Origin of the sequence: Synechococcus sp. MIT S9452 (assembly GCF_047304245.1) — a bacterium.
Lineage (GTDB): Bacteria > Cyanobacteriota > Cyanobacteriia > PCC-6307 > Cyanobiaceae > RCC307.
The window spans coordinates 1,578,302-1,599,315 of record NZ_CP138956.1; the positions used below are offsets into that span (position 1 = coordinate 1,578,302).

General features: G+C 62.9%; 20 protein-coding genes. 7 read left to right on the plus strand and 13 right to left on the minus strand.

The window, feature by feature from the left end; all coding sequences use genetic code 11:
- The 4 genes from rsgA to grpE are packed head-to-tail and all read right to left on the minus strand — an operon-like array spanning window position 1 to window position 2,883.
- Window positions 1-867 carry a ribosome small subunit-dependent GTPase A gene (gene rsgA / locus SIB46_RS08370; RefSeq protein ID WP_413295698.1) on the minus strand — a complete coding sequence of 289 codons (867 nt, stop codon included), beginning with the start codon at window positions 865-867 and terminating at the stop codon, window positions 1-3.
- Window positions 860-1,087, minus strand: a complete 228-nt coding sequence (locus SIB46_RS08375; protein ID WP_413295699.1) for a sulfurtransferase TusA family protein — start codon at window positions 1,085-1,087, stop codon at window positions 860-862. Before SIB46_RS08375 ends, rsgA begins: the two co-directional genes overlap by 8 nt.
- The gene (dnaJ, locus tag SIB46_RS08380; protein WP_413295700.1) at window positions 1,088-2,197 is read right to left on the minus strand and encodes a molecular chaperone DnaJ; all 1,110 of its coding nucleotides are present in this window, start codon (window positions 2,195-2,197) and stop codon (window positions 1,088-1,090) included.
- Complete coding sequence (grpE, locus tag SIB46_RS08385) at window positions 2,197-2,883, minus strand: nucleotide exchange factor GrpE (protein WP_413295701.1); 687 nt, start codon at window positions 2,881-2,883, stop codon at window positions 2,197-2,199. The genes dnaJ and grpE overlap by 1 nt, the downstream gene beginning before the upstream one ends.
- 11 nt (window positions 2,884-2,894) lie before the next feature.
- On the opposite strand from grpE, the gene SIB46_RS08390 reads away from it, so the two are divergent.
- The 3 genes from SIB46_RS08390 to SIB46_RS08400 are packed head-to-tail and all read left to right on the plus strand — an operon-like array spanning window position 2,895 to window position 6,711.
- Window positions 2,895-4,385 carry a GspE/PulE family protein gene (locus tag SIB46_RS08390; protein WP_413295702.1) on the plus strand — a complete coding sequence of 497 codons (1,491 nt, stop codon included), beginning with the start codon at window positions 2,895-2,897 and terminating at the stop codon, window positions 4,383-4,385.
- A 20-nt stretch (window positions 4,386-4,405) separates the two neighbouring features.
- Window positions 4,406-5,482, plus strand: a complete 1,077-nt coding sequence (locus SIB46_RS08395) for a type IV pilus twitching motility protein PilT (protein WP_413295703.1) — start codon at window positions 4,406-4,408, stop codon at window positions 5,480-5,482.
- Window positions 5,482-6,711 carry a type II secretion system F family protein gene (locus tag SIB46_RS08400; RefSeq protein ID WP_413295704.1) on the plus strand — a complete coding sequence of 410 codons (1,230 nt, stop codon included), beginning with the start codon at window positions 5,482-5,484 and terminating at the stop codon, window positions 6,709-6,711. The genes SIB46_RS08395 and SIB46_RS08400 overlap by 1 nt, the downstream gene beginning before the upstream one ends.
- Here SIB46_RS08400 and SIB46_RS08405 read toward each other — a convergent pair.
- Together SIB46_RS08405 and msrB are read right to left on the minus strand one after the other, a co-directional pair.
- The gene (locus tag SIB46_RS08405; RefSeq protein WP_413295705.1) at window positions 6,704-7,960 is read right to left on the minus strand and encodes an aminoacetone oxidase family FAD-binding enzyme; all 1,257 of its coding nucleotides are present in this window, start codon (window positions 7,958-7,960) and stop codon (window positions 6,704-6,706) included. The genes SIB46_RS08400 and SIB46_RS08405 overlap by 8 nt on opposite strands.
- Window positions 7,953-8,441, minus strand: a complete 489-nt coding sequence (msrB, locus tag SIB46_RS08410) for a peptide-methionine (R)-S-oxide reductase MsrB (protein WP_043737539.1) — start codon at window positions 8,439-8,441, stop codon at window positions 7,953-7,955. Before msrB ends, SIB46_RS08405 begins: the two co-directional genes overlap by 8 nt.
- Window positions 8,442-8,474: 33 nt before the next feature.
- Here msrB and dusA point away from each other — a divergent pair, with 33 nt between their 5' ends.
- Entirely contained in the window at window positions 8,475-9,482 is a 1,008-nt protein-coding gene (dusA, locus tag SIB46_RS08415) for a tRNA dihydrouridine(20/20a) synthase DusA (RefSeq protein ID WP_413295706.1), read from the plus strand.
- Window positions 9,483-9,485: 3 nt separating this feature from the next.
- Here dusA and SIB46_RS08420 read toward each other — a convergent pair whose 3' ends face one another.
- The 7 genes from SIB46_RS08420 to SIB46_RS08450 all read right to left on the minus strand — a co-directional run bounded on the left by SIB46_RS08420 (window position 9,486) and on the right by SIB46_RS08450 (window position 16,645).
- Window positions 9,486-10,151 (minus strand): RNA recognition motif domain-containing protein, encoded by a 666-nt coding sequence (locus SIB46_RS08420; protein ID WP_413295707.1) that lies wholly within the window; start codon window positions 10,149-10,151, stop codon window positions 9,486-9,488.
- Window positions 10,152-10,262: 111 nt separating this feature from the next.
- Complete coding sequence (argH, locus tag SIB46_RS08425) at window positions 10,263-11,669, minus strand: argininosuccinate lyase (RefSeq protein WP_413295708.1); 1,407 nt, start codon at window positions 11,667-11,669, stop codon at window positions 10,263-10,265.
- Between the two features lie 9 nt (window positions 11,670-11,678).
- Window positions 11,679-13,052 carry a PP2C family protein-serine/threonine phosphatase gene (locus SIB46_RS08430; protein ID WP_413295709.1) on the minus strand — a complete coding sequence of 458 codons (1,374 nt, stop codon included), beginning with the start codon at window positions 13,050-13,052 and terminating at the stop codon, window positions 11,679-11,681.
- 42 nt (window positions 13,053-13,094) lie between these two features.
- Window positions 13,095-14,579: a signal recognition particle-docking protein FtsY gene (gene ftsY, locus SIB46_RS08435; RefSeq protein ID WP_413295710.1), complete on the minus strand. Its 1,485-nt coding sequence runs from the start codon at window positions 14,577-14,579 to the stop codon at window positions 13,095-13,097.
- 3 nt (window positions 14,580-14,582) lie between these two features.
- A complete protein-coding gene (nusB, locus tag SIB46_RS08440) occupies window positions 14,583-15,194 on the minus strand; it encodes a transcription antitermination factor NusB (protein WP_011934428.1) in 612 nt (203 codons plus the stop codon).
- Window positions 15,195-15,197: 3 nt separating this feature from the next.
- Window positions 15,198-15,941, minus strand: a complete 744-nt coding sequence (locus SIB46_RS08445) for a DUF502 domain-containing protein (RefSeq protein WP_011934427.1) — start codon at window positions 15,939-15,941, stop codon at window positions 15,198-15,200.
- Window positions 15,942-15,994: 53 nt separating this feature from the next.
- A complete protein-coding gene (locus SIB46_RS08450) occupies window positions 15,995-16,645 on the minus strand; it encodes an HpsJ family protein (RefSeq protein ID WP_413295711.1) in 651 nt (216 codons plus the stop codon).
- On the opposite strand from SIB46_RS08450, the gene queG reads away from it, so the two are divergent.
- Genes queG through SIB46_RS08465 form a run of 3 tightly spaced genes read left to right on the plus strand, consistent with a single transcriptional unit; the run spans window position 16,629 to window position 21,005 of the window.
- A complete protein-coding gene (queG, locus tag SIB46_RS08455) occupies window positions 16,629-17,588 on the plus strand; it encodes a tRNA epoxyqueuosine(34) reductase QueG (protein ID WP_413295712.1) in 960 nt (319 codons plus the stop codon). The genes SIB46_RS08450 and queG overlap by 17 nt on opposite strands.
- 20 nt (window positions 17,589-17,608) lie before the next feature.
- Window positions 17,609-18,493, plus strand: a complete 885-nt coding sequence (locus SIB46_RS08460) for a tetratricopeptide repeat protein (protein ID WP_413295713.1) — start codon at window positions 17,609-17,611, stop codon at window positions 18,491-18,493.
- 49 nt (window positions 18,494-18,542) lie between these two features.
- Window positions 18,543-21,005 (plus strand): DNA gyrase/topoisomerase IV subunit A, encoded by a 2,463-nt coding sequence (locus tag SIB46_RS08465; RefSeq protein ID WP_413295714.1) that lies wholly within the window; start codon window positions 18,543-18,545, stop codon window positions 21,003-21,005.
- Window positions 21,006-21,014: the final 9 nt, after the last annotated feature.

Below are 21,014 nucleotides of genomic sequence, written 5' to 3' on the forward strand. Positions count from 1 at the left end.
TCAGCCCATCAGCTCCACATAACTGGGGTAGCGCTCCCATTGCCGCTGCAGGCCGCAGCCCGGCTCCTTCAGGTGACGGCAATTGCGAAATCGGCAGCGCACACCTGCCTCCAGCTGCTGGCGGATTTCAGGGAAGAGTTGCGCCACAAGCTCAGGATCAGCAGGCAACTCCGGTCGATTGAACCCCGGGGTGTCCGCCAACAATCCGCCGGATGGCAGATCGTGCAATTCCACATGGCGGGTGGTGTGGCGACCCCGCTGCAACTTGCCGGAAACCGCGGCGGTGCGGAGCTTCAAGTCAGGCACCAAGGCATTGAGCAGGCTGCTTTTGCCCACACCGCTGGGACCACACAACACCGCCACCCCACGGCCCAACCGATCCGCTAAGGCCGCTAAGCCAGCGGGATCATGGCGGCTGATCGCCAAGGCCTGATAGCCCCAGCCCACCAGGCGATCCAGCCATTGCTGCCGCTGCTGGGCGGATACCAAATCCGCCTTACTCAACACCGGGATCACCTCAGCGCCGGCGGTTTCGGCGCTCAATAAAAAGCGGCTGAAGCTCTCGGGATCGATGGCCGGCTGGGCCAACGCCATCACCACGAGCACCTGATCCACATTGGCCAAGGCCGGGCGCTGCAATTGGTTGCGGCGAGGTTCCAAGGACCCCACCGCCGCGCGGCCTTCAATCCAATCGCAACCCTCGACGCCAACGCGGTCGCCCACCATCACCTTCAAGCCGCCATGGGCCAAGCGAGCCCGACGCGTGCAAAGCAAGAGCCGGCGCCCATCGGGGCCGGGATGGTCCAGGCGCACCCGCAGGTAGTTGGCCTCCAAGGCCATCACCTGGGCGGCGAAGGGTTCAGGCACGGATGATCAACAACCGCACCGAGCCATCGCTCTGTTGCTGCCGCTGCATCTGCTGCACCAGCGCCGCGGCCGCCCCATCACCCTGCAAGGCCGCGCACACCAACGCGTCGGGTTCACCGGCATCGAGGAGCACCTCAAGTTGCTCACCGCTGGCCAATTTCTCGAGGGCGAGCTGCGTACGGATGAAATTCAACGGGCATGGGGTGCCCCGCAAGTCCATCTAGCTGAACAGGCCGCCAAACAAACCACCTTTGCCCTTGGGATGGGTGGTGGAGATTGAAGCAAGCTCCTGCAGCAGCTCACGCTCGCGCGGTTCGAGCTTGCCGGGCAACTGCACGTTGATGGTGAACAGGTGATTGCCCCGCGCTACCGGGTTGCCCAAGCGGGGCACACCGTGATCTTTCAAGGTCAGCACCGCACCGGGCTGGGTGCCGGCAGGAATGGGCAACTCCACAGGTCCATCAACGGTCTCGACCTGCACCTTGTCGCCAAGGATCCCCTGCAGATAGCTGATCTTCAGCTCGGAGTGGATGTTGATGCCATCGCGGCGCAGCTTGGAATCGCTTTGGACATAGAGCACCACATACAAATCACCCGCCGGCGCACCGCGCTGGCCGGCATTGCCCTCGCCGCTCACCCGCAGCCGCGTACCGGAATCAACGCCCGCTGGGATGTTGACCCGCAAGCGCTTGCGCACCTGCTGCACCCCTTGGCCGCTGCAATCGGGGCAAGGATCCGCAATCACCTGACCGGTGCCTTCACAAGCTGGGCAAGGGGCCACTTGGGTGAAGGTGCCAAACGGCGTGCGCGTGGCCCGGCGGACCTGGCCCGCACCACCACAGGTGCTGCAGGTCACCGGGCCTGAACCCTTCTTGGCGCCGCTGCCGTTGCAGGTGCCGCAGGTTTCGAGGTGGCGGATCTGAATCTCCTTCTCGCCGCCAAAGACCGCATCGCGGAAGCTGATGTTGAGGTCAAAGCGCAGGTCATCGCCTTGGCGAGGGCCCCGCTGCCGTTGGGGGCCACCAGCTGAGCCGCCAAAGCCACTGAAGAATGTCTCAAACAGGTCGGCAAAGCCGCCCATGTCGCCCATGTCGGGCATGCCGCCAGCTGCACCAGACACGCCGGCTTCACCGAACTGGTCGTAGCGGGCGCGGGTTTGAGGATCGCCGAGCACCTCATAGGCGCGGCCGATCTCCTTGAACTTGTCCTCAGCGCCGGGGTCCTTGTTGACATCGGGGTGGTACTGACGCGCCATGCGCCGGTAGGCGCGCTTCAGCGTGTCGGCATCGGCATCACGATCAACACCCAGCAGCTGGTAGTAATCCGCCATCAGTTGCCCTCAGCCGGAGCTGACTCCTGGGCCGGTGCAGGGCCTGGACCCATCGACACCTTGACCATGGCGTGACGCAGCACGCGGCCATCAAGGTGATAACCCCGCTGTAGCTCTTCCATCACCACGTCTTCGCAATGGGCATCGCTGGGCTCCCGCAGCACGGCTTCATGCAGGGTGGGATCAAAGGGTTCACCTTCCACGCGCATGGGGGAAACACCCAGCTGCTTCAGCACATCCACCAGCTGCTTGTAGAGCCCCTGATAACTGCGGTGCAGGGCTTGAGCCTCTTCACCCTCAGGGTTCAACTGCTGACGGGCCCGCTCAAAGTTGTCGACCACGGGCAAGATCTCGCCGAGGGTGCTGCAGGTGAGCTGCAGCTTGAGATCTTCGGCGTCCCGTTGCTGGCGCTTGCGGAAGTTATCGAAATCAGCCGCAATGCGCATGTATTGACTGCGCACGGTCTCGTGCTCCTGCCGCAAGGAGGTGAGCTCAGCCTCCAAAGCAGCTGCGCGATCACCGCTCTCAGCTGGGGCTCCAGGGGCCTCAGCGGTGGTCTCTGGCTCGGCTGCTGCAGCCTCAGCGGCAGGCTGCTCGGCTTGAGCCTCAGAGGTGGGTTGTTGCTGATCCTCCACGCTGACTTCAGCCTCGGAGGGAGAGGGGGAAGCAGGAGGCTCGGCGGTCATCGGGGCAACGCGTGCAGTGCTGCCATGTTGCTGGGAGGCCCGCCCCTGGATCAAGGTCGGAAAACCCAGCCATCCTGAAAGCAGAGAAAGTCCGAGGAGCAGCGGTGGAACGCTTCGAACTCGACGACAGCTTTGAGAGCTTTGCGCCGCCGCCGCCGCCAGATGGGCCGGACCTGGTGGAGAGCGCCAACGATCGCGAGGCCTCGCCGGTGATCCAGCTGGCGGATCGCATCTTGGTGCAAGCCCTGAGCCGCCAGGCCAGCGACATCCATATCGAACCGCAGGAGGACGGACTGCATGTGCGGTTGCGGCTTGATGGCGTGCTGCAGAACGCTTTTGAAACCCTGCCGGCCAAGGTGATTCCGGCACTCACCAGCCGCTTCAAAATCATGGCGGACCTGGACATCGCCGAGCGCCGCCAACCCCAAGACGGCCGCATTCGCCGGCAGTATCAAGGCAACACCGTTGATTTCCGCGTCAGCGTGCTGCCGAGCCGCTTCGGCGAAAAAATTGTGCTGCGGCTGCTGGATTCCAGTGCCACCGAACTGGGGCTGGATCTGCTGATCACCGACTCCCAGGCCTTGGCCGAGGTGCGAGACATGGGCAGCAAGCCCTACGGAATCCTGCTTGTCACAGGCCCAACCGGCTCAGGAAAATCCACCACCCTCTACTCGCTGCTGGCTGAGCGCAACGATCCAGGGCTGAACATCTCCACGGTGGAAGACCCGATCGAATACACCCTGGCTGGGATCACGCAAACCCAGGTGAACCGGGAGAAGGGGGTGGACTTCGCCAAGGCCCTGCGGGCCTTCATGCGCCAAGACCCAGATGTGTTGCTGGTGGGGGAAACCCGTGATCTCGAAACGGCCAAAACCGCGCTGGAGGCGGCGCTGACCGGCCACCTGGTGCTCACCACCTTGCACTGCAACGACGCGCCCAGTGCTGTAGCGCGGCTTGAGGAGATGGGGGTGGAGACCTACCTGCTGAGCGCCTCACTGATCGGCGTGCTCTCCCAGCGGTTGCTGCGCAAGCTCTGCACCCACTGCCGCCAGTCCTACCAACCCAAGGAGGCCACCTTGGCCCGCTTCGGTTTGGAGGCCAGCCAAAACAGCGCCATCAACTTCTACCAACCTCCGGCCAACAACACCTGCAGCCATTGCCATGGCCTTGGTTACAAGGGCCGCATCGGCGTGTATGAGGTGATGCGCGTCAATGAGGAGATGGCAGAGGCCATCGGCCAAGGCGCCGGCACCGACCAGCTGCGCCACCTGGCCCTCAGCAATGGCATGAAGACCCTGCTGGGCTACGGGTTGGAACTGGCCCGCCAAGGCCACACCAGCCTGGAGGAGGTGGAGCGGGTGCTGCTGACGGACTCCGGGCTCGAGCAGGAAATCAGGGCCCGCAACCTCAGCACTGCGACCTGTTCAACCTGCGGCGCTGGGCTGAGAGATGAATGGCTTGATTGCCCCTATTGCCTAACTCCTAGGGGCACACTGCAGTGATAGGGGCACCAGAGCGAGCCATGGAGCTGCAGATCGAAACCCTGATGGAGCAGTTAGTGGAGAAAGGGGGCAGCGATCTGCACCTCTCCGCTGGATTACCCCCCTACGGCCGCTTCAGTGGTGCCTTACGGCCCATGCATGAAGCGCCTCTGGCCGAGGAGAGCTGCAACCGCTTGATCTTCAGCCTGCTCAACAACAACCAGCGCAAGCAGCTGGAGCAGAACTGGGAGCTGGATTGCTCCTACGGGCTCAAAGGCGTGGCCCGTTTTCGGGTCAACGTCTACCGGGAAAAGGGGTGCTATGCCGCCTGCCTGCGGGCCCTGGGCAGCAGCATCCCCAGCCTGGAGCAACTGGGCCTGCCCGATGTAGTGCGCGAGATCAGCGAGCGGCCGCGGGGTTTGGTACTGGTGACCGGACCCACGGGATCAGGCAAAACCACCACCTTGGCGGCACTGCTGAACCACATCAATCAACAGCGGGCCGAACACATCCTCACGGTGGAAGATCCCATCGAGTTTGTGTACAAGTCAGAGCGCAGCGTGATTCACCAGCGTGAGCTCGGTGAAGACACCCGCAGCTTTGCCAATGCCCTCAAGGCCGCCCTGCGGGAAGACCCCGACGTGATCCTGGTGGGGGAAATGCGTGATCTAGAAACCATCCAACTCGCCATCACCGCCGCAGAAACGGGCCATTTGGTGTTTGGCACCCTGCACACCAGCTCAGCAGCGCAAACGGTGGATCGCATGGTGGACGTGTTTCCGCCCGAGCAACAAACCCAGATCCGCGTGCAACTCAGCGGCAGCCTGGTGGCCGTGTTTGCTCAAACCCTCTGCCGGCGGCTCAACCCCCCTGCTGGGGCCTTTGGCCGGGTGATGGCCCAAGAAATCATGGTCAACACTCCGGCGCTGGCCAACCTGATTCGCGAGGGCAAAACCGCCCAGATCTATTCGCAGCTGCAAACCGGCGGCCAATACGGCATGCAAACCCTCGAGCGCGCCCTGGCCAACCTGGTGGACGGCGGCCAAGTGGAGCGGGGCGAAGCCCTGAGCAAAGCCAGCAAACCCGATGAACTGATGCGGTTGCTCGGTGAGGCGTGATGGCAGCCCAAGCCTTCATCGCCACCTACAAAGACCGGCGCGGCAAGGAGAAAAGCCTCAAGCTCAAAGCCGCTGATCTGGCCAGCGCCAAACGCAGCCTGCGCCAGCGCGGCATCTTGGCCCTCAGCCTCAAAGCCGATAGCGGCAGCGGCGAGAAGGTCCAACGGGGCCTCAGCTTGTCGCTGGAGAAAGCACCAGGGGTTAAGGAAAAAGCGGTGTTCGCCAGTCAGATGGCAGCCCTGGTGAGCGCAGGGGTGCCGATCGTGCGCAGCCTGGAAATCCTGGCGGAGCAGCAAAAACTGCCGATGTTCAAGCGGGCGCTGAAGCGCCTGTCGCTGGATGTGAACCAGGGCTCATCGCTGGGTGCAGCCCTGCGCCGCTGGCCCCAGGTGTTCGATGCCCTCAGCGTGGCGATGGTGGAAGCCGGGGAAGCTGGCGGCGTTTTGGAGGAGGTGCTCAAGCGGCTGGCCAAACTGCTGGAAGACAACGCCAAGCTGCAAAACCAGATCCGCGGCGCCTTGGGCTACCCGGTCACGGTGCTGGTGATTGCCATCGGTGTGTTTCTGGGCATGACGATCTTTTTGATCCCCACCTTTGCGGGGATCTTTGAAGACCTCGGCGCCGAACTCCCCGCCTTCACCCAGTTGATGGTGAACCTCAGCGCCCTGCTGCGCTCAAGCTTTTCGCTCTATTTGGCCGGCGGGCTGCTGCTGATGGTGTTTCTGTTGAAGCGGGCCTACGGCACCAAGCTCGGCCGCCGGCGCATGGATGGCCTAATGCTGCGCTTGCCCCTGTTTGGGGACCTCATTCGCAAAACGGCCACGGCCCAGTTCTGCCGCACCTTCAGCTCGCTGACGCGAGCGGGCGTGCCGATCCTGATGGCCCTCGACATCGTGCGTGACACCGTTGGCAACCGGGTGCTGGCTGAAGCCATCGAAGGCGCCAAGGTTGAGGTGCAAGAAGGCGGCACCTTGAGCCTGGCCTTGGCCCGCCGCAAGGTGTTCCCCTCGATGGCCATGAGCATGCTGCTGATCGGCGAAGAGAGCGGCGAAGTCGACGCGATGCTCTCGAAGGTGGCCGACTTCTACGAAGACGAAATTGCTGCCACCGTCAAAGCCATGACCGCCATGTTGGAGCCGGCCATGATCGTTGTGGTGGGGGGCATCGTGGGTTCGATCCTGCTGGCGATGTACCTGCCGATGTTCAGCGTGTTCGAAAACATCAAGTGAGGCCCTTGGCAATCGCCTGACCAGCGATCCAGCCGCTGCTCCAGCAATGCTGGAAGTTGAAACCACCGGTGACGCCATCAATGTCCAACAGCTCACCAGCGAAATAGAGGCCACTCACCAAGCGGCTCTCCATTGACGACAAATTCACTTCACCGAGCTCCACACCGCCGGCGGTGACAAATTCCTCACCAAACGGGCCGCGGCCACTCACCGGCAAGCGGCATCGCAAGAGCAACTCCAGCAAGGCCTGCTCACCGCGCCGCGGCAGTTCCGCCCAACTCAAGGCTGGATCCAAACCAGCCTGCTGCAGCAACGCCAGCCACAGCCGCCGACGGAGCGGCATCAACAGCTCCGGGCGGCCATTGGCCAATTGCTTTTTGGCCAGACCCTGGCGGGCCTGGCTCAACTGATCGCGAACAACCGACTCATTCACCCCACCGCACCAATTGAGCCGCAACTCAGCCCGATAACGCTGCTGCTGCAGCGCCCTGGCGGCAAAGGCCGTGAGCCGCAACACCCCTGGACCGCTCAAACCCCAATGGGTGAGCAACACGATGCCCTGCTGGCGAAAACGCTCCTCCCCCACACTGAGCTCCATGGCCACCGGGCTTTGGCTCAAACCAGCCAAGGCGTTCAACCACGGGGCTTGCACCCGGAAGGTGAACAGCGAGGGCACTGGAGCCACCACCTGATGGCCCAACGCCTGAGCCAATTGCCGCCCGCTGGGATGGCCACCTGTGGCCAGCAGCAACCGCTGCGCCGCCACTGAAGTGGAATCGCCGCGGGCCTGCAACGCAAATCCACCACCCTCCAATGGTCGAACCGCCTGCAAGGCGCGCTTGGGCAGCAGCTGCACGCCGGCACGACGAGCGGCCTGACGCAAGGCCTCAATCACACTGCTGGAGCGGTTGCTGGCCGGAAACATGCGCCCATCGGCCTCTTCGACCAACTCAACGCCGCGATCAGCAAACCAGGCGACCGCATCTCCGGCAGCAAACCGGCTGAATGGACCACGCAACGGCCGGCTGCCGCGGGGGTAATGGCCCACCAACTCCCGGGGATCCCAACAAGCATGGGTGACATTGCAGCGGCCGCCACCACTGATGCGCACCTTGCTCAACGGCTCAGCGGTGGCTTCCCATAGCTGCACCTGGGGCACGCCAGCCTCAGCAGCGGTGATCGCGGCCATGAAGCCAGCGGCCCCACCACCAGCCACCACCAAAGGCACTGGCGAGCCCGGCTCATGCATCCGGCACAAAGGCCAAGGCCACCCCGTTGTTGCAGTAGCGCTGACCGGTGGGGCGGGGGCCGTCATTGAAGACATGGCCCTGGTGACCACCGCAGCGGCGGCAGTGGTACTCGGTGCGGGGAATGATCAAGCGGAAGTCCACCTGGGTGTCGATCGCATCGGGCAGCGGCTGCCAAAAACTGGGCCAACCGGTGCCGCTATCGAACTTGGTGCTGCTGGCAAACAGGGGCTGCTGACAACCAGCGCAAACGAAGGTGCCTGGCCGCTTTTCGTTGTTCAACGGGCTGCTGAAGGGCGGCTCGGTGCCCTCCTGACGCAGCACCCGAAAAGCCTCTGGGCTCAACCGCTCACGCCATTGCTGATCGCTCAATTGCCAGGCCGGATCAGCAGCACTGGCTGCCAAGGCCGCTTTGGGACGAAACAACGATCCAAAAACAGCGGCAGCTGCCTGCAACAGCGATCGGCGGGGCCACTGAGCCATGGGGCGGGGGAGGTCTGACTGCAGCATGGGGGAGTGAGCAGCACCAGCGCCAGCCCCAAGCCGCATCCGGCCTATCGCTTCAGCGTGGCGCCGATGATGGATTACACCGATCGCCACTTCCGGGTGGTGATGCGGCAGGTGAGCCGCCATGCGCTGCTCTACACCGAAATGGTGGTAGCTCAGGCCCTGCACCACGGCCGCCAGGACACCCTGCTGGGCTTTGATCCGCTGGAAAAGCCCATTGCCCTGCAGCTCGGTGGTGATGATCCGGCGCTACTGGCGGAAGCCGCTGAACTGGCTGAACGCTGGGGCTACGACGAAATCAATCTGAATGTGGGCTGCCCCAGCCCCAAGGTGAAAAAGGGGCGATTCGGCGCCTGCCTGATGGCCGAGCCGCAGCAGGTGGCCCGCTGCGTTGAGGCCATGGGCGCGGCCTGCGGGCTACCGGTGACGGTGAAACACCGCATCGGCATTGATGAGCGCGATAGCTACGACGAATTGCTGGACTTCGTGGACACGGTGGCCGCGGCCGGTTGCCAGCGATTTGCCGTGCACGCCCGCAAAGCCTGGCTTGAGGGCCTCGATCCCAAACAGAACCGCACCGTGCCTCCATTGCGCTACGACCTGGTGCATGCCCTCAAACGCGATCGACCCGCGTTGATTGTTGAACTCAATGGCGGCCTCGAAAGCCTGAGCGCCTGCCAAGACCAACTCCATGCCGTTGATGGCGTGATGGTGGGCCGGGCCGCCTACGCCCACCCTCTGCAATGGAATCGGGTGGATCAGGAGATCTTTGGCGACAGCAACGCCACACCGGTTAAGGCATCGGAGGTGCTGCAAGGGGTGCTTCCCCATGCCGAACGCTGGTGCAGCAGCGGCGGCCGGCTCTGGCCCATCGCTCGCCACCTGGTGCACCTGGTCGAAGGGGTCAGCGGCGCCCGTTATTGGCGCCGTCAACTCAGTGTTGAAGCCAGCGATCGCTCAGCTCGCCCCGATGTGCTGGAGCGAGCCATGCAACAACTCCAAGAACGCGGGCTCTAGGGCTCAGCCTTCAGCGCCGCCGTAATCGCCCCAGTCGCCCCCGGAGGATTCACCACCGCCGCCGCCGCCACGGCGACGACGGCTGCGGCCCTCATCAAAGCTGTCGCGGCTGGGCTCACCGCCACCGCCACCACCGCCATAGCTGCGATCTTCCCAACCACGGGCACCGGAACCGCGCTCACCGCCACCACCGCCGCCGTAGCCGCCACCACCGCCACCGCCGCCGTAGCCGCCACCACCGCCACCGCCGCCGTAGCCGCCACCGCCGCCGCCGTAGCCGCCACCGCCGCCGCCGTAGCCACCACCGCCGCCGCCGTAGCCGCCGCCACCACCGCCGTAGCCGCCGCGACCACCACCGCCACCGCCGTAGCCGCCGCGACCGCCACCACCACCGCCGTAGCCGCCGCCGCCACCACCGCCACGGGATCCGCGGGGTTCTGCTTTGTTGATGCGCAAGGGCCGGCCCATCAGCTCAGTGCCCTGCAATCCTTCAATGGCACGCTCTTCGGTGGCCTCATCAGCCATCTCGACGAAAGCGAAACCACGCTTACGGCCGGTGTCACGCTCCAAAGGAAGCGAACAGTTCGTCACCTCACCGAATGAGGCGAACAACTCAATGATGTCCTCCTGTTCCGCACGGAAGGGGAGGTTGCCGACAAAAATGCTCACTGGCCGTAGGGACCGATTGGACCGCTGAAACAGGGGGGGTATTCCCGCAGAGGGGAAACATTGGAAATCTAGACCCGCAGCCCCCGAACGACCGATGTCATCGAGACGACATCAAGCCAAAACAGGGCGCCAGCGTTGGAGCTGCTTCTCCACCTGGGCAAATCCAGTGCCACCTTCACTGAGCCGAGCAGCCACCACCTGCCGGGGAGCAATGGCGTCATAGATGTCTTGCTCAAAACCTGGATGCAGTTGCTTCCAGCGGTTGAGCGGTAAGTCCCTGAGCAGGATTCCCTCCTCCAAGCACAACTTCACCAAGCGACCCACCAGTTGATAGGCCTCCCGGAATGGCACCTCTCGGGCCACCAGGTAATCGGCCACATCGGTGGCATTGGAGAAGTCGCTGGCCACAGCCTGCTCGAGCCGTTCTGGGCGGAAACGAATGCCTTCTTCCAGCAAGATCGCCATGGCCTCCAAACAATCCAAGCTGGTGCGCACAACATCGAACAGGGCTTCTTTGTCTTCCTGAAAATCCTTGTTGTAGGCCAGAGGCAAGCCCTTGATCATCGTCAGCAGCCCCTGCAGATGCCCAAAAACGCGGCCGGTTTTACCGCGCACCAACTCAGGCACATCCGGATTCTTTTTCTGCGGCATCAAGCTGCTGCCGGTGGCGCAGCGATCGGTGAGCCGAACAAAGGCGAACTCCTCACTAGCCCAAAAAATCACCTCTTCACTGAGGCGACTGAGGTGCACCATCACCAGCGAAGCGGCCGCGCTGAACTCAACGGCGAAGTCGCGATCACTCACGGCATCCAAACTGTTGGCATAAAGGCCTTCAAAACCCAAGTCATCCGCCGTTTGTTGGCGATTGATCGGTAGGGGCGTACCAGCCAAAGCCGCCGCGCCCAAAGGACAACAATTGACCCGCCGGCGCACATCCTGCAGGCGTTGACGATCGCGCCCAGCCATCTCGACATAGGCCAGCAGATGGTGGGCCAGGGACAACGGCTGGGCCCGCTGCAAATGGGTGTAACCGGGAATCAGGGTGTGAAGGTGCTCCTCGGCATGGCGAAAGAGCGCGCGTTGAAACCGCAACAGAGCGCCATCGATGGCATCGATTTGCTGGCGCAACCACAGCCGCAAATCCGTTCCAACTTGGTCATTGCGACTGCGGCCGGTGTGCAGCTTTTTGCCGAGGGGCCCCAGCAATTCGATCAGGCGGCGCTCAACGGCGAAATGAACGTCCTCGGCTTCCAGGCCCGGGTTGAAATCACCCGCAGCAGCTTCTTGCCGAATGGTTTCAAGGCCTTCGATCAGCTGCTCACTCTCCTGGGCGCTAATCAAGTCGCAACGGCCCAGCATTCGGGCATGGGCCACCGAGCCATCGAGGTCCTGCTGCAGCAGGGTGATGTCAAAGCCAATCGAGGCGTTGAACCGCTCGATGCTGGGGTGCAAACCCTCCTCAAAGCGATCGCTCCAGCCCGAGCCAGAACCGCCTGTAACCCCGTCGCTCACGGTCATCGGCACACCTTAAAGGGTAGGTAAAACCACCTCATCACGGACTTTCAAGACCACCATCGAGGCATCGTCCTCCAGCTGACGGCCCGGCCCCACAAAGCGATCCAAGCGCGCAAACAACTGATCAAGGATTCCCTGGGCATCGGGAACGGTTTTGCAGATGGCGAGCAAAGCTCGCATCAACCGTTCCTCATCAAAGCGCTCTCCACCAACGCCACTGGCTTCGGTGACGCCATCGGTGTAGTAGAGCAGCACATCACCAGGCTCCAGCTGCACCTGTTCGCAGCCGTAGTCGGCATCAGGCTGCAGGCCAATCAGCAATCCAGGAGCATCCAAGCGCTCAACGCTGTGGCGCTGGCGGCGCCAAATCAGCGGCGGGTTGTGGGCGGCATTGCTGAAACGCAGCACCCGCGTAACCGGATCCAACTCGGAATAAAAGAGGGTCACAAAGCGGTTGGACTGCGCCAGATCCTCCTGAGCCAGTTCATTGAGGTCATGCAGGATCCGATCGGGCGGCAGGCCGGTGAGCACCTCAGCGCGCAGCATGCCCCGCAGCAGGGTCATCAACAGACCTGCTGGGATCCCTTTGCCCATCACATCTCCCATCACCAACGCCCAGCGACCTTGCTCACGGCGCTTGCCCATCAGCTGAGGGCGGGTGGGGATGAAATCGAAGTAGTCGCCACCGACTTGAAAGGCCGGCCGGCAGCGGGCAGCCAACTCGACCCCTTCAATCACCGGGCAACGGCTGGGCAGCAGCTGGGACTGAATCTCACCACCGATGCTCAGCTGCTGATCGAGGCGCTCATGGCGCCGCATCTCCTCCAGCAGCAATTCGTTCTCGATCGCCACAGCGGTTTGATCGGCCACCAGCTGCACATGGCGGCGGCGCACTTCACTCCAGGAGAACTGGGGATCGCCACTGAAGACATACAACCGCCCGCGTTGACGGTTCTTGGCCACCACGGAGGTGCCAAACAACTGCACATCGCCCAATTGGCGGCGCACCAATTGATCCAGGCGGGTAGCCATGGCTTCATCGCCGGCATCGCGATCGAGGTCGCTGTCTTGCAACCCCGCCAACTGCCGCAACAACTCGCCGCACCGCGCCTGGGATGAACAATGCAGCTGCTCGCGCCAAAGACCACCGTCGCTGCGGAAGGTGAGCAGCACGGCACCTTCGGCTTCCACCAAGCGCGCCGTGAGCAACGGCACCAACTCAAGAAAACGGCTGAGGTTGGTGAAGCTGCGCAGGGCAAACCCCAACGAGGCCAGAAGCTCCTGATTGCGCCGCTGTTCACGATTAAGGCTGTCGATCAGCTGGCGCAGCGAAGCCGCCGGCGTGATCGCCGCAGGAGAGCGATGGGCAGGCGGCGTACCGCCCATGGGGCTGCCGCAGGGGATCTCAAGTTAGCGAGGGCCTCGCGATTAAGCCCGTGCCAGCAGGGCCTCCACAAATTCAAAGCTGTTGAAGGGCCGCAAATCGCGCAGTCCTTCGCCCGCGCCGATGAAGCGAATCGGCAGGTTGCTCTCGGAGGCCACGGCAAATGCCACACCGCCCCGGGCGGTGCCATCAAGCTTGGTGAGCACAACACCGGTGAGGCCAGCGGCCTTGGCGAAGGCCATCGCCTGACGCAAACCGTTCTGACCCTGGCTGGCATCGAGCACCAGCAACGATTCGACAGCAGCATCGGGAGCCAAACGGTCGACAATCCGCCGCACCTTGGCCAGCTCTTCCATCAAGTTGTTTTTGGTCTGCAGGCGACCCGCGGTGTCCACCAGCAACAACTCGATGTCTTTGGACTGGGCCGCACCAATGGCGTCAAACACCACAGCAGCGGGATCAGCATTCGCCGAAGGATTGGCCACCAAGGGCACGCCACTGCGATCGGCCCACACCTGCAACTGCTGAACCGCTGCAGCACGGAAGGTGTCGCCAGCAGCCACCAAACAGCTGTAACCACTGCGAACAGCCAAGTTGGCGAGCTTGCCCAAGGTGGTGGTCTTACCGACCCCATTGACGCCCACCATCAACCAAATGTTCAAACGGCCCTTCTGGGGAGCCAGTAAGGGGTTGGCACCGGTGGATTTGATCGGCGCATCCAGCAGATTGCGCAGTTGATCCTTGAGCAAGTTGATGGCTTCACTGCCATCCACCACCGCTTCATTCATGCGGCGGCGCAACAGATCGAGCACCTGGTCGGTGGCTTCCACACCCACATCGGCTTGCAGCAGCAGGGTTTCAATGTCATCGAGAGAGGCCTCCGAGAGCGGGTCATCACCAAGGTTTTCCAGCAGGGTGGTGACGAAGTTCTGGCGGGTCTTCTCCATGCCGCGCCGCAGCCGGCCCAGCCAATCGATCTCTTCGAGTGAAATCTGATCAGCCTGGCGCCCCTGAGCAGCCAGCACCTCGGCAGACCAGAGGAAGTCTTCATCGAGTTGACCCAGCTTGGGTTCAGCCTCAGGTTCACTGACCTGAACCAACTCAGGCTCGGGTTCCGCTGCTGGTTCCTGCTCCACCAACTGCTCGAGCCGTTCTTGGCGGCGCGCCGCCGCAGCCTCCAGCCAAGACGGGGCTGATGGAGCAGCAGGTTCAGGCTCCGGTTGCGGCGCAATCTCTGGAACCGCTGCCACGGGTTCCGGTTCCAGTTCAGCCGCCACTGGAGAGTCGGGAACCGCCGCTGCGGCTGGCGGCTGCTCAGGTGCTGGTTCTGGCTCAGAGGCTGGAGCGGGTTCCGCTGCTGGTTCAGCTGCTGGTTCAGCTGGAGGAGCAGTCGCCGCTGATTTCTCAGCTTCCTGCTGGGCCTTCAGGCGGGCATAGGCCTGCTTGGCCCAATCGAGGGCATCGTCGGGCTGCTGCGCATCAGAGGACTCGGAGGCGTCCTGCCGCTGAAACCAATCGAACTCAGCCATGGGCTAGCGGGCCGCGGCCGTGGTGTAGCGCCGCAAGACCCCATTAATCATGCGGCGACCGGCTTCATCGCTGTAGCGATGGGCGAGTTCCACCGCTTCATTGCAAGCCACAGCCGCTGGGGTTTGGAACTCATCAATTTCCACCACAGCCAAGCGCAGGATGTCTTGATCAATCCTCGGCAACCGGGTCAAGCGCCAACCTTCCATCACCGCATCGATGCCTTGATCAAGCTGCGGTTGGGCCTCAGCCACAGCCTTGGCCCGCAACAAGGCCCAATGGCGCAAATCCTGCTGATCAGCCAGCTGCAACAGGCGCGGGTATTCCAGGCTGGAAGAAAGTCGGTTGAGAACCTGCTCTGAGCGCTCCAGCCCCTGGCGCAAATGCTCCCTGACTTGGGGCAATTGGCCTTCGGCCAACTCACTATCCAGCAACGCCTGTTGGGCTTGCTGCAGCTCTTCAGCCGCTTGATCCAAGCTCTCGCGCAGATGGCTGTTCAACGACGCCATGGCCTGGGCCAAGAGCTGTTCGGTTGTCGTGGCCTCGGGAGCATGGCGGTCCTGAAGCTGCCCCAGGATCAAGAGGGCAAGCTCCCGGGCAATCGTGCGGTTCTGCATGGGTCAGGCTTTGGGAGGAGCCGAAAGAGGTGTGGGCCGCAGTTGAGCGAGCAGGCTCGAGAAGCTGCGATTGCTGGGGCTGGGCTGCTCGTCGGGGTTGACGATGCCAGCGGAAATAATTGTGCGGAAGGCCTCTTCCACGCTCATGTCCAGGTCCTTCACGGACGCCTCTGGAACGATGCTGTACCAACCAGTGGTGGGGTTCGGAGCTGTGGGGATAAAGACGCTGATCATCGGTTGGGGGAACCCAGCCTGCATGCCGGCGCTGAGCATGCCGGTCACAAAGCCAAGGGCATAAATCCCGTCGCGGGGATACTCGATCAAGACAACGCGCCGAAACCGTGTGCTGTTGTCGCGCAGCACGGTTTCCAGAATCTGCTTGAGGGTCTTGTAAACCGATCCAGCCAAAGGGATTCGGGCGAGGGTGCCCTCACCGAAATCCAACAACCAACGGCCAACGATGTTGCGGGCCATCAAGCCGATCAACAGGATTCCCAGCAGGGGGACCAGAAGCCCCACCGACAGGTTGATCAACTCCTGCAACAGCGGGTTGAGGGTGTTGAACGGGTTGAACTGCTTCGGAACCGAGGTCAGAAAACTGACCACGAAACGGGTGACCAAGGTGGCCAACCAGATGGTGGTGGCCAATGGGATGACCACCAGCAAGCCGGCGATCAGATCGTTTTTCAGATCCTGCTGCAACCGCACGTTGACCGGCGGTTCAGATCGAGAACGGGACTGAACCAAGGCTGGCCGGTCGAAGGATGTCGCATATGCAACTTAGCGACGGGACTGTCGCTTCAGAGCACAGCGGCCAAAGCCACCGCCAAGCTGGCCAAGGCCAACAACAGGGCCACAGCCGTTCCGCCCCAGCGACGCTGGCCCAAGGTGAGGTCGCGGGTGCGCTCGGCTTGCACCTGCTGCTGCTTGAGCTGATCGAGGCGCTGATCAATCAGCGCTTGCACCTGCGCTTTTTTGTCTTCCGGCTTGGCCTCAGCAGAGACCTGCCCGGCCTGCTCGAGCTGGGCCTGCAGCATCTCCATCAACTTGGGATCCTGGCTCTCCTGCTGCGCTTGCTCGAATTCCGAGCGCTTTTGATCAACCGAACGATTCGCCTCCAACTGGATCAGTTGGTTGCCCCCCACCTGCACAGGGATCGCCACGAACAGCGCCAGGGACATCAAGGCCCCCACCACCAAAACGGTCCACCGCAGTGGGCTGCGGCCCTGGACGGGGAAATCAAGCCGAGAGCCCACCAACATCAGCAACAAGCCCACCAGGGCCATCGGTGCATGGGCGAGCAGCGTGTCCACCAACAACTGATGGAAGGCCTCCTCACCCCAGGCGTTGGCCATGAGCACCGCCAGGAGCTCAAAGCCCAGCAGGATGACCAGAACCCCACCGATCCAGCGCAACAGGCCGGAGAGACGGGAGGTGGTGAGTTCCGACACAGGAGAATGCTTCAGCGGCGCAACTGTACGGGTGCCTGCTGATCTGGCCGATGCCCTCAAACAGCAGGCCTTGGAGCAGGGGTTTGCCCTTGCTGGCATCGCTGCGGTGCCAAGCGGTGAGCGGATCGCCCTGCGCACTGCAGCGCTGCAGCGGTGGTTAGCCGCAGGCCACCAGGCGGACATGGCCTGGATGCAAGACCCGCGCCGGCAGGCGATTGAGCAGCTGCTGCCAGGGGTTCAAAGCGTGCTGGCGGTCGCCCTGAACTACTACGTCAATCAGCGGCAAGCCGCAGACACCCCAAAAATCGCGCGTTACGGCTGGGGAAGGGATTACCACCGGGTGATGGATCAACGGCTCAGGCGACTGGGCCGCTGGCTGGAGGAGCAACAGCCCGGCTGCCGTTGGCGTGCCTGCGTCGATAGCGCGCCCCTCATGGACAAGGCCTGGGCTGAGGAGGCCGGTTTGGGCTGGATTGGCAAAAACGGCAATCTGATCAGCCCAAGCCATGGCTCCTGGTTGCTGCTGGGCCACCTGCTCACCACCGCCAGCCTCCAAGCCGATCAACCCGCCCGCTCCCTCTGCGGCCATTGCCAGCGCTGCCTCCCGGCCTGTCCCACGGCGGCCATTCCGGAACCTTTTGTGGTGGATAGCCGCCGCTGCATCGCCTTCCACACCATCGAGAACCGCGATGAGCAGGTGCCCCTGCCATTGCATGGCTGGGTGGCTGGTTGTGATGTCTGTCAGGAGGTGTGCCCCTGGAATCAACATCACGCCCAAAGCAGTGCTGATCCAGCGGTGCAACCCAGAGAGTGGATCTTGACCAGTACAGCCAATGACATGGCGAGCTGGAGTGAGGACACCTGGAGTGAACGCTTACGGGCCTCAGCCCTGCGGCGCATCAAACCCTGGATGTGGCGACGCAATTTGGCGGACCTAGGCTGAGCCCTCTTTGGGACTCAGGAATGCGTCGTTGGCTGCCCGCTCTCTGCGCCGCGGCGTTGCTCTCCCCTGTGCTGCCAGCGCGAGCCCTGGTTCCCTATGTCTATGTGCCCACGAGCGAAGAGCTCAACGATGCGGGGGTCAACATTGCTGGCGCCGCGGCCGGGCTGTTGAGAATCGGCCAGATCGCAGAAGCACGGCGCCTGGGGCGTTTGGCTGTGCAACTGCTTCCAGATGATCCGCGGGCCTGGCTGGTCTTGGCCGAAGCCGAACTGCGCAGCTCCGATGAGAACAACCGCAGCGAACAGGCGGCCAAAGCCGAAGCAGCCCTGGCTCGCGCCAAAGAACTCGATCCCAAAAATGCTGGCGTTTGGTTTGCCGAAGGTTCCCTCAACCTGCGCAACAACCGGCCGGCCGCTGCCGAAAAACTGCTGAAAGAAGGTCTGCGCTTAGACCCTAAAAACCCTGGCGCTTACTTCGATCTGGGCAACGCCCAGATCAAGCAGGGCAACTTGGGCGCGGCCTTGAAATCCTTTGAAAAAGCATCGGGACTGCGTCAAAACTTTTGGGAAGCCGTCAACAACCAAGGCATCGTTTTATTTGAAGAGAACCGGCGTGACGACGCCATCGATCGCTGGCGCCAAGCGGTGGAAATGAGCGACGGCGAAGCCGAGCCAATGCTGGCCCTCGCCGCTGCCCTCTATGCCAACGGCGATGACTCAGCCGACACGCTGGGTCTAGCGGTTCAAGCCCTGATCAAGCAGCCCGATTACGTTCTGGCCGCCTTTCAAGAGGATCAGCTGTGGGGACCAAAACTCGTTGCAGCCACCCAGGAGCTCTTTGAAAACGAGCAAGTCAAAGGTGCTGTGCGGCGTGCCAAGGGGTTGGCGACCTTCCAAAGCAACTAGACGCCATCTGTAGGCTGAGCGCCACTCTTAGCCCCTGAACTCACGCCGCATGGCGGACGAGCGCATCGTTTCGATCTCCCTGCATCAGGAGATGCAGCGCTCGTATCTCGAGTACGCGATGAGCGTGATCGTGGGGCGCGCGCTACCTGATGTGCGCGACGGCCTCAAGCCGGTTCAGCGACGGATTCTTTTTGCGATGCACGAGCTGGGGCTGACCCCAGATCGCCCCTACCGCAAGTGCGCCCGTGTGGTGGGCGACGTACTTGGCAAGTACCACCCGCATGGTGATCAGGCGGTTTACGACGCCTTGGTGCGGTTGGTGCAGACCTTCGGCTGCCGCAATCCGCTGCTCGATGGTCATGGCAACTTCGGCTCGGTTGATGACGATCCACCGGCCGCGATGCGGTACACCGAAACCCGCCTGGCGCCGGTCTCCCATCAAGCCCTGCTGGAAGAGATCGGCAGCGACACCGTCGACTTCGCCCCCAACTTCGACGGCTCCCAACAGGAACCCACGGTGCTGCCGGCGCAGCTGCCCTTCCTGCTGCTCAATGGCTGCACGGGCATCGCCGTGGGCATGGCCACCAGCATTCCTCCCCACAACCTCGGCGAGGTGGTGGATGCCTTGGTGGCCCTGATCCGCAACCCCAACCTCAGCGATGAGAAGTTGCTGCAACTGGTGCCTGGGCCTGATTACCCCACCGGAGGTGTGGTGCTCACCGGCAGCGGATTACGCGACACCTATCTGCATGGCCGCGGCAGCATCCCGATGCGCGGGGTGGCCCATATCGAGGAGGTGCAACCCGGTAAAGGACGCCACAAGCGCAATGCGGTGGTGATCACCGAGCTGCCCTATCAACTCAGCAAAGCCGGCTGGATTGAAAAACTGGCGGAACAAGTCAACGACGGCAAAGTCGCCGGCATCGCCGACATCCGCGATGAAAGCGATCGCGAGGGCATGCGGGTGGTGGTGGAACTGCGCCGCGATGCCAACCCTGAACAGGTGCTGGCGCAGCTGCACAAACGCACAGCCCTGCAAAACAATTTCGGCGCCATCTTGCTGGCGCTGGTCAATGGCCAACCCATCCAGCTGAGCCTGCGCCAGATGCTCCAGCAGTTCCTGGAGTACCGCGAACTGACGATGGTGCGGCGCACCCGTTACGCCCTGCGCCGCTGCGAAGAACGCCTGGAAGTGGTGGAGGGTCTGATCAAAGCCCTCGACGACTTGGCCAAGGTGATCCAAATGATTCAGGACGCCCGCGATGCCGCCAGCGCCAAAGCCAGCCTGCAGGTGCACCTCGACATCACAGAGCGGCAAGCCGACGCCGTGCTCGCCATGCCCCTGCGCCGCCTGACCGGCCTCGAGCAGGAGAGCCTGCGCAAGGAATTAGAAGAGCTGCGTCAAGAGCAGAGCCGCCTGCGTCACCTGCTCGATGACCGCAAATCGCTGCTCGACACCCTGGTCAGTGAGCTGAAGCAGTTGCGCAAGCGCTACGCCACTCCCCGCCGGACGGCGCTGCAAGAAGGGGGCGATGAACTGGTGGCGCAGCGCACGGCAGCCCAGCGGCCCAACACCGAAATGCTGCGCAAGCAAGCGCTCGCCAACGTCAGCAACGATCAACAGTTGCTGTGGCAAAGCGACGGCATCCTGCGGCTGGTGACTCCCCAAGTGCTGGGCCGGCTGCACCTGCTCGACGACCTGGACTTTGGCGATCACGGCTGCAGCGCCAAGTTGCTGCTGCCGGTGCAACCGGAACCACAACTGCTGGCCTTCACCAGCGGTGGGCGCGTTGCGGCGCTGCGTTGGGAATTTGCGGCACAGCAGCCCGGTCCCTTGGAGCGCTTCTTGCCCGACAGCGTTGATGGCCAAGCCGAGCAGGTGGTGGATGTATTGGTGGTGCCCCCAGCCGATCAAGACTTCAGCGTTGGTTTGTTGAGCAGCGATGGCCGCTTCAAACGCCTCGCTGGCCAAGACCTCCGAGAGCTATCCGGACGCGCCACCACCGTGCTCAAGCTCAAGGACGGCGTGCAATTGCAACGGGTGGTGATGTGCCGACCTGGCGATGATTTAGCGGTGGCCAGCAGCACGGGCCGCATGCTGCGTCTGCCCATTGATGACAGCACCATCCCTGTGATGGGCCGCACGGCCCAGGGTCCGGTGTTGATGCGCTTGCTGCCGGGCGAATCGATTGTCGGAGCCGCGGCCACTGCAGCCGGAGGCGATGTGCTGCTGATCAGCCAGTTGGGCCAGCTCAAACGCCTCGGAATCGACCATCTACGCCGCTGCCAACGGGGCGCCATTGGCGAAATCGGTCTGCGCTTTGAGCAGCGCAACGATGCCCTCACCGATCTACGCAGCACCACAGCGCGGCTCAGCGTGGAAACCCAAGCCGGCAGCCTGCGTTTAGCCAGCGACTCACTGCCTGTGGAAGATGGCCGCGGCACTGGTCAACAGCTCAAGCTGCCCAAAGGTCAAACTGTGCAACGGCTGTTGCCCCTGATCGACGGCTAAGGCGGCGCC

Bases quoted from the DNA above. Each gene is read 5' to 3' on its own strand.
- SIB46_RS08375 (WP_413295699.1), bottom strand. From the start codon at position 1,087: ATGGACTTGCGGGGCACCCCATGCCCGTTGAATTTCATCCGTACGCAG.
- dnaJ (WP_413295700.1), bottom strand. From the start codon at position 2,197: ATGGCGGATTACTACCAGCTGCTGGGTGTTGATCGTGATGCCGATGCC.
- grpE (WP_413295701.1), bottom strand. From the start codon at position 2,883: ATGACCGCCGAGCCTCCTGCTTCCCCCTCTCCCTCCGAGGCTGAAGTC.
- SIB46_RS08395 (WP_413295703.1), top strand. From the start codon at position 4,406: ATGGAGCTGCAGATCGAAACCCTGATGGAGCAGTTAGTGGAGAAAGGG.
- SIB46_RS08400 (WP_413295704.1), top strand. From the start codon at position 5,482: ATGGCAGCCCAAGCCTTCATCGCCACCTACAAAGACCGGCGCGGCAAG.
- SIB46_RS08405 (WP_413295705.1), bottom strand. From the start codon at position 7,960: ATGCATGAGCCGGGCTCGCCAGTGCCTTTGGTGGTGGCTGGTGGTGGG.
- msrB (WP_043737539.1), bottom strand. From the start codon at position 8,441: ATGGCTCAGTGGCCCCGCCGATCGCTGTTGCAGGCAGCTGCCGCTGTT.
- argH (WP_413295708.1), bottom strand. From the start codon at position 11,669: ATGACCGTGAGCGACGGGGTTACAGGCGGTTCTGGCTCGGGCTGGAGC.
- SIB46_RS08430 (WP_413295709.1), bottom strand. From the start codon at position 13,052: ATGGGCGGTACGCCGCCTGCCCATCGCTCTCCTGCGGCGATCACGCCG.
- ftsY (WP_413295710.1), bottom strand. From the start codon at position 14,579: ATGGCTGAGTTCGATTGGTTTCAGCGGCAGGACGCCTCCGAGTCCTCT.
- nusB (WP_011934428.1), bottom strand. From the start codon at position 15,194: ATGCAGAACCGCACGATTGCCCGGGAGCTTGCCCTCTTGATCCTGGGG.
- SIB46_RS08460 (WP_413295713.1), top strand. From the start codon at position 17,609: ATGCGTCGTTGGCTGCCCGCTCTCTGCGCCGCGGCGTTGCTCTCCCCT.
- SIB46_RS08465 (WP_413295714.1), top strand. From the start codon at position 18,543: ATGGCGGACGAGCGCATCGTTTCGATCTCCCTGCATCAGGAGATGCAG.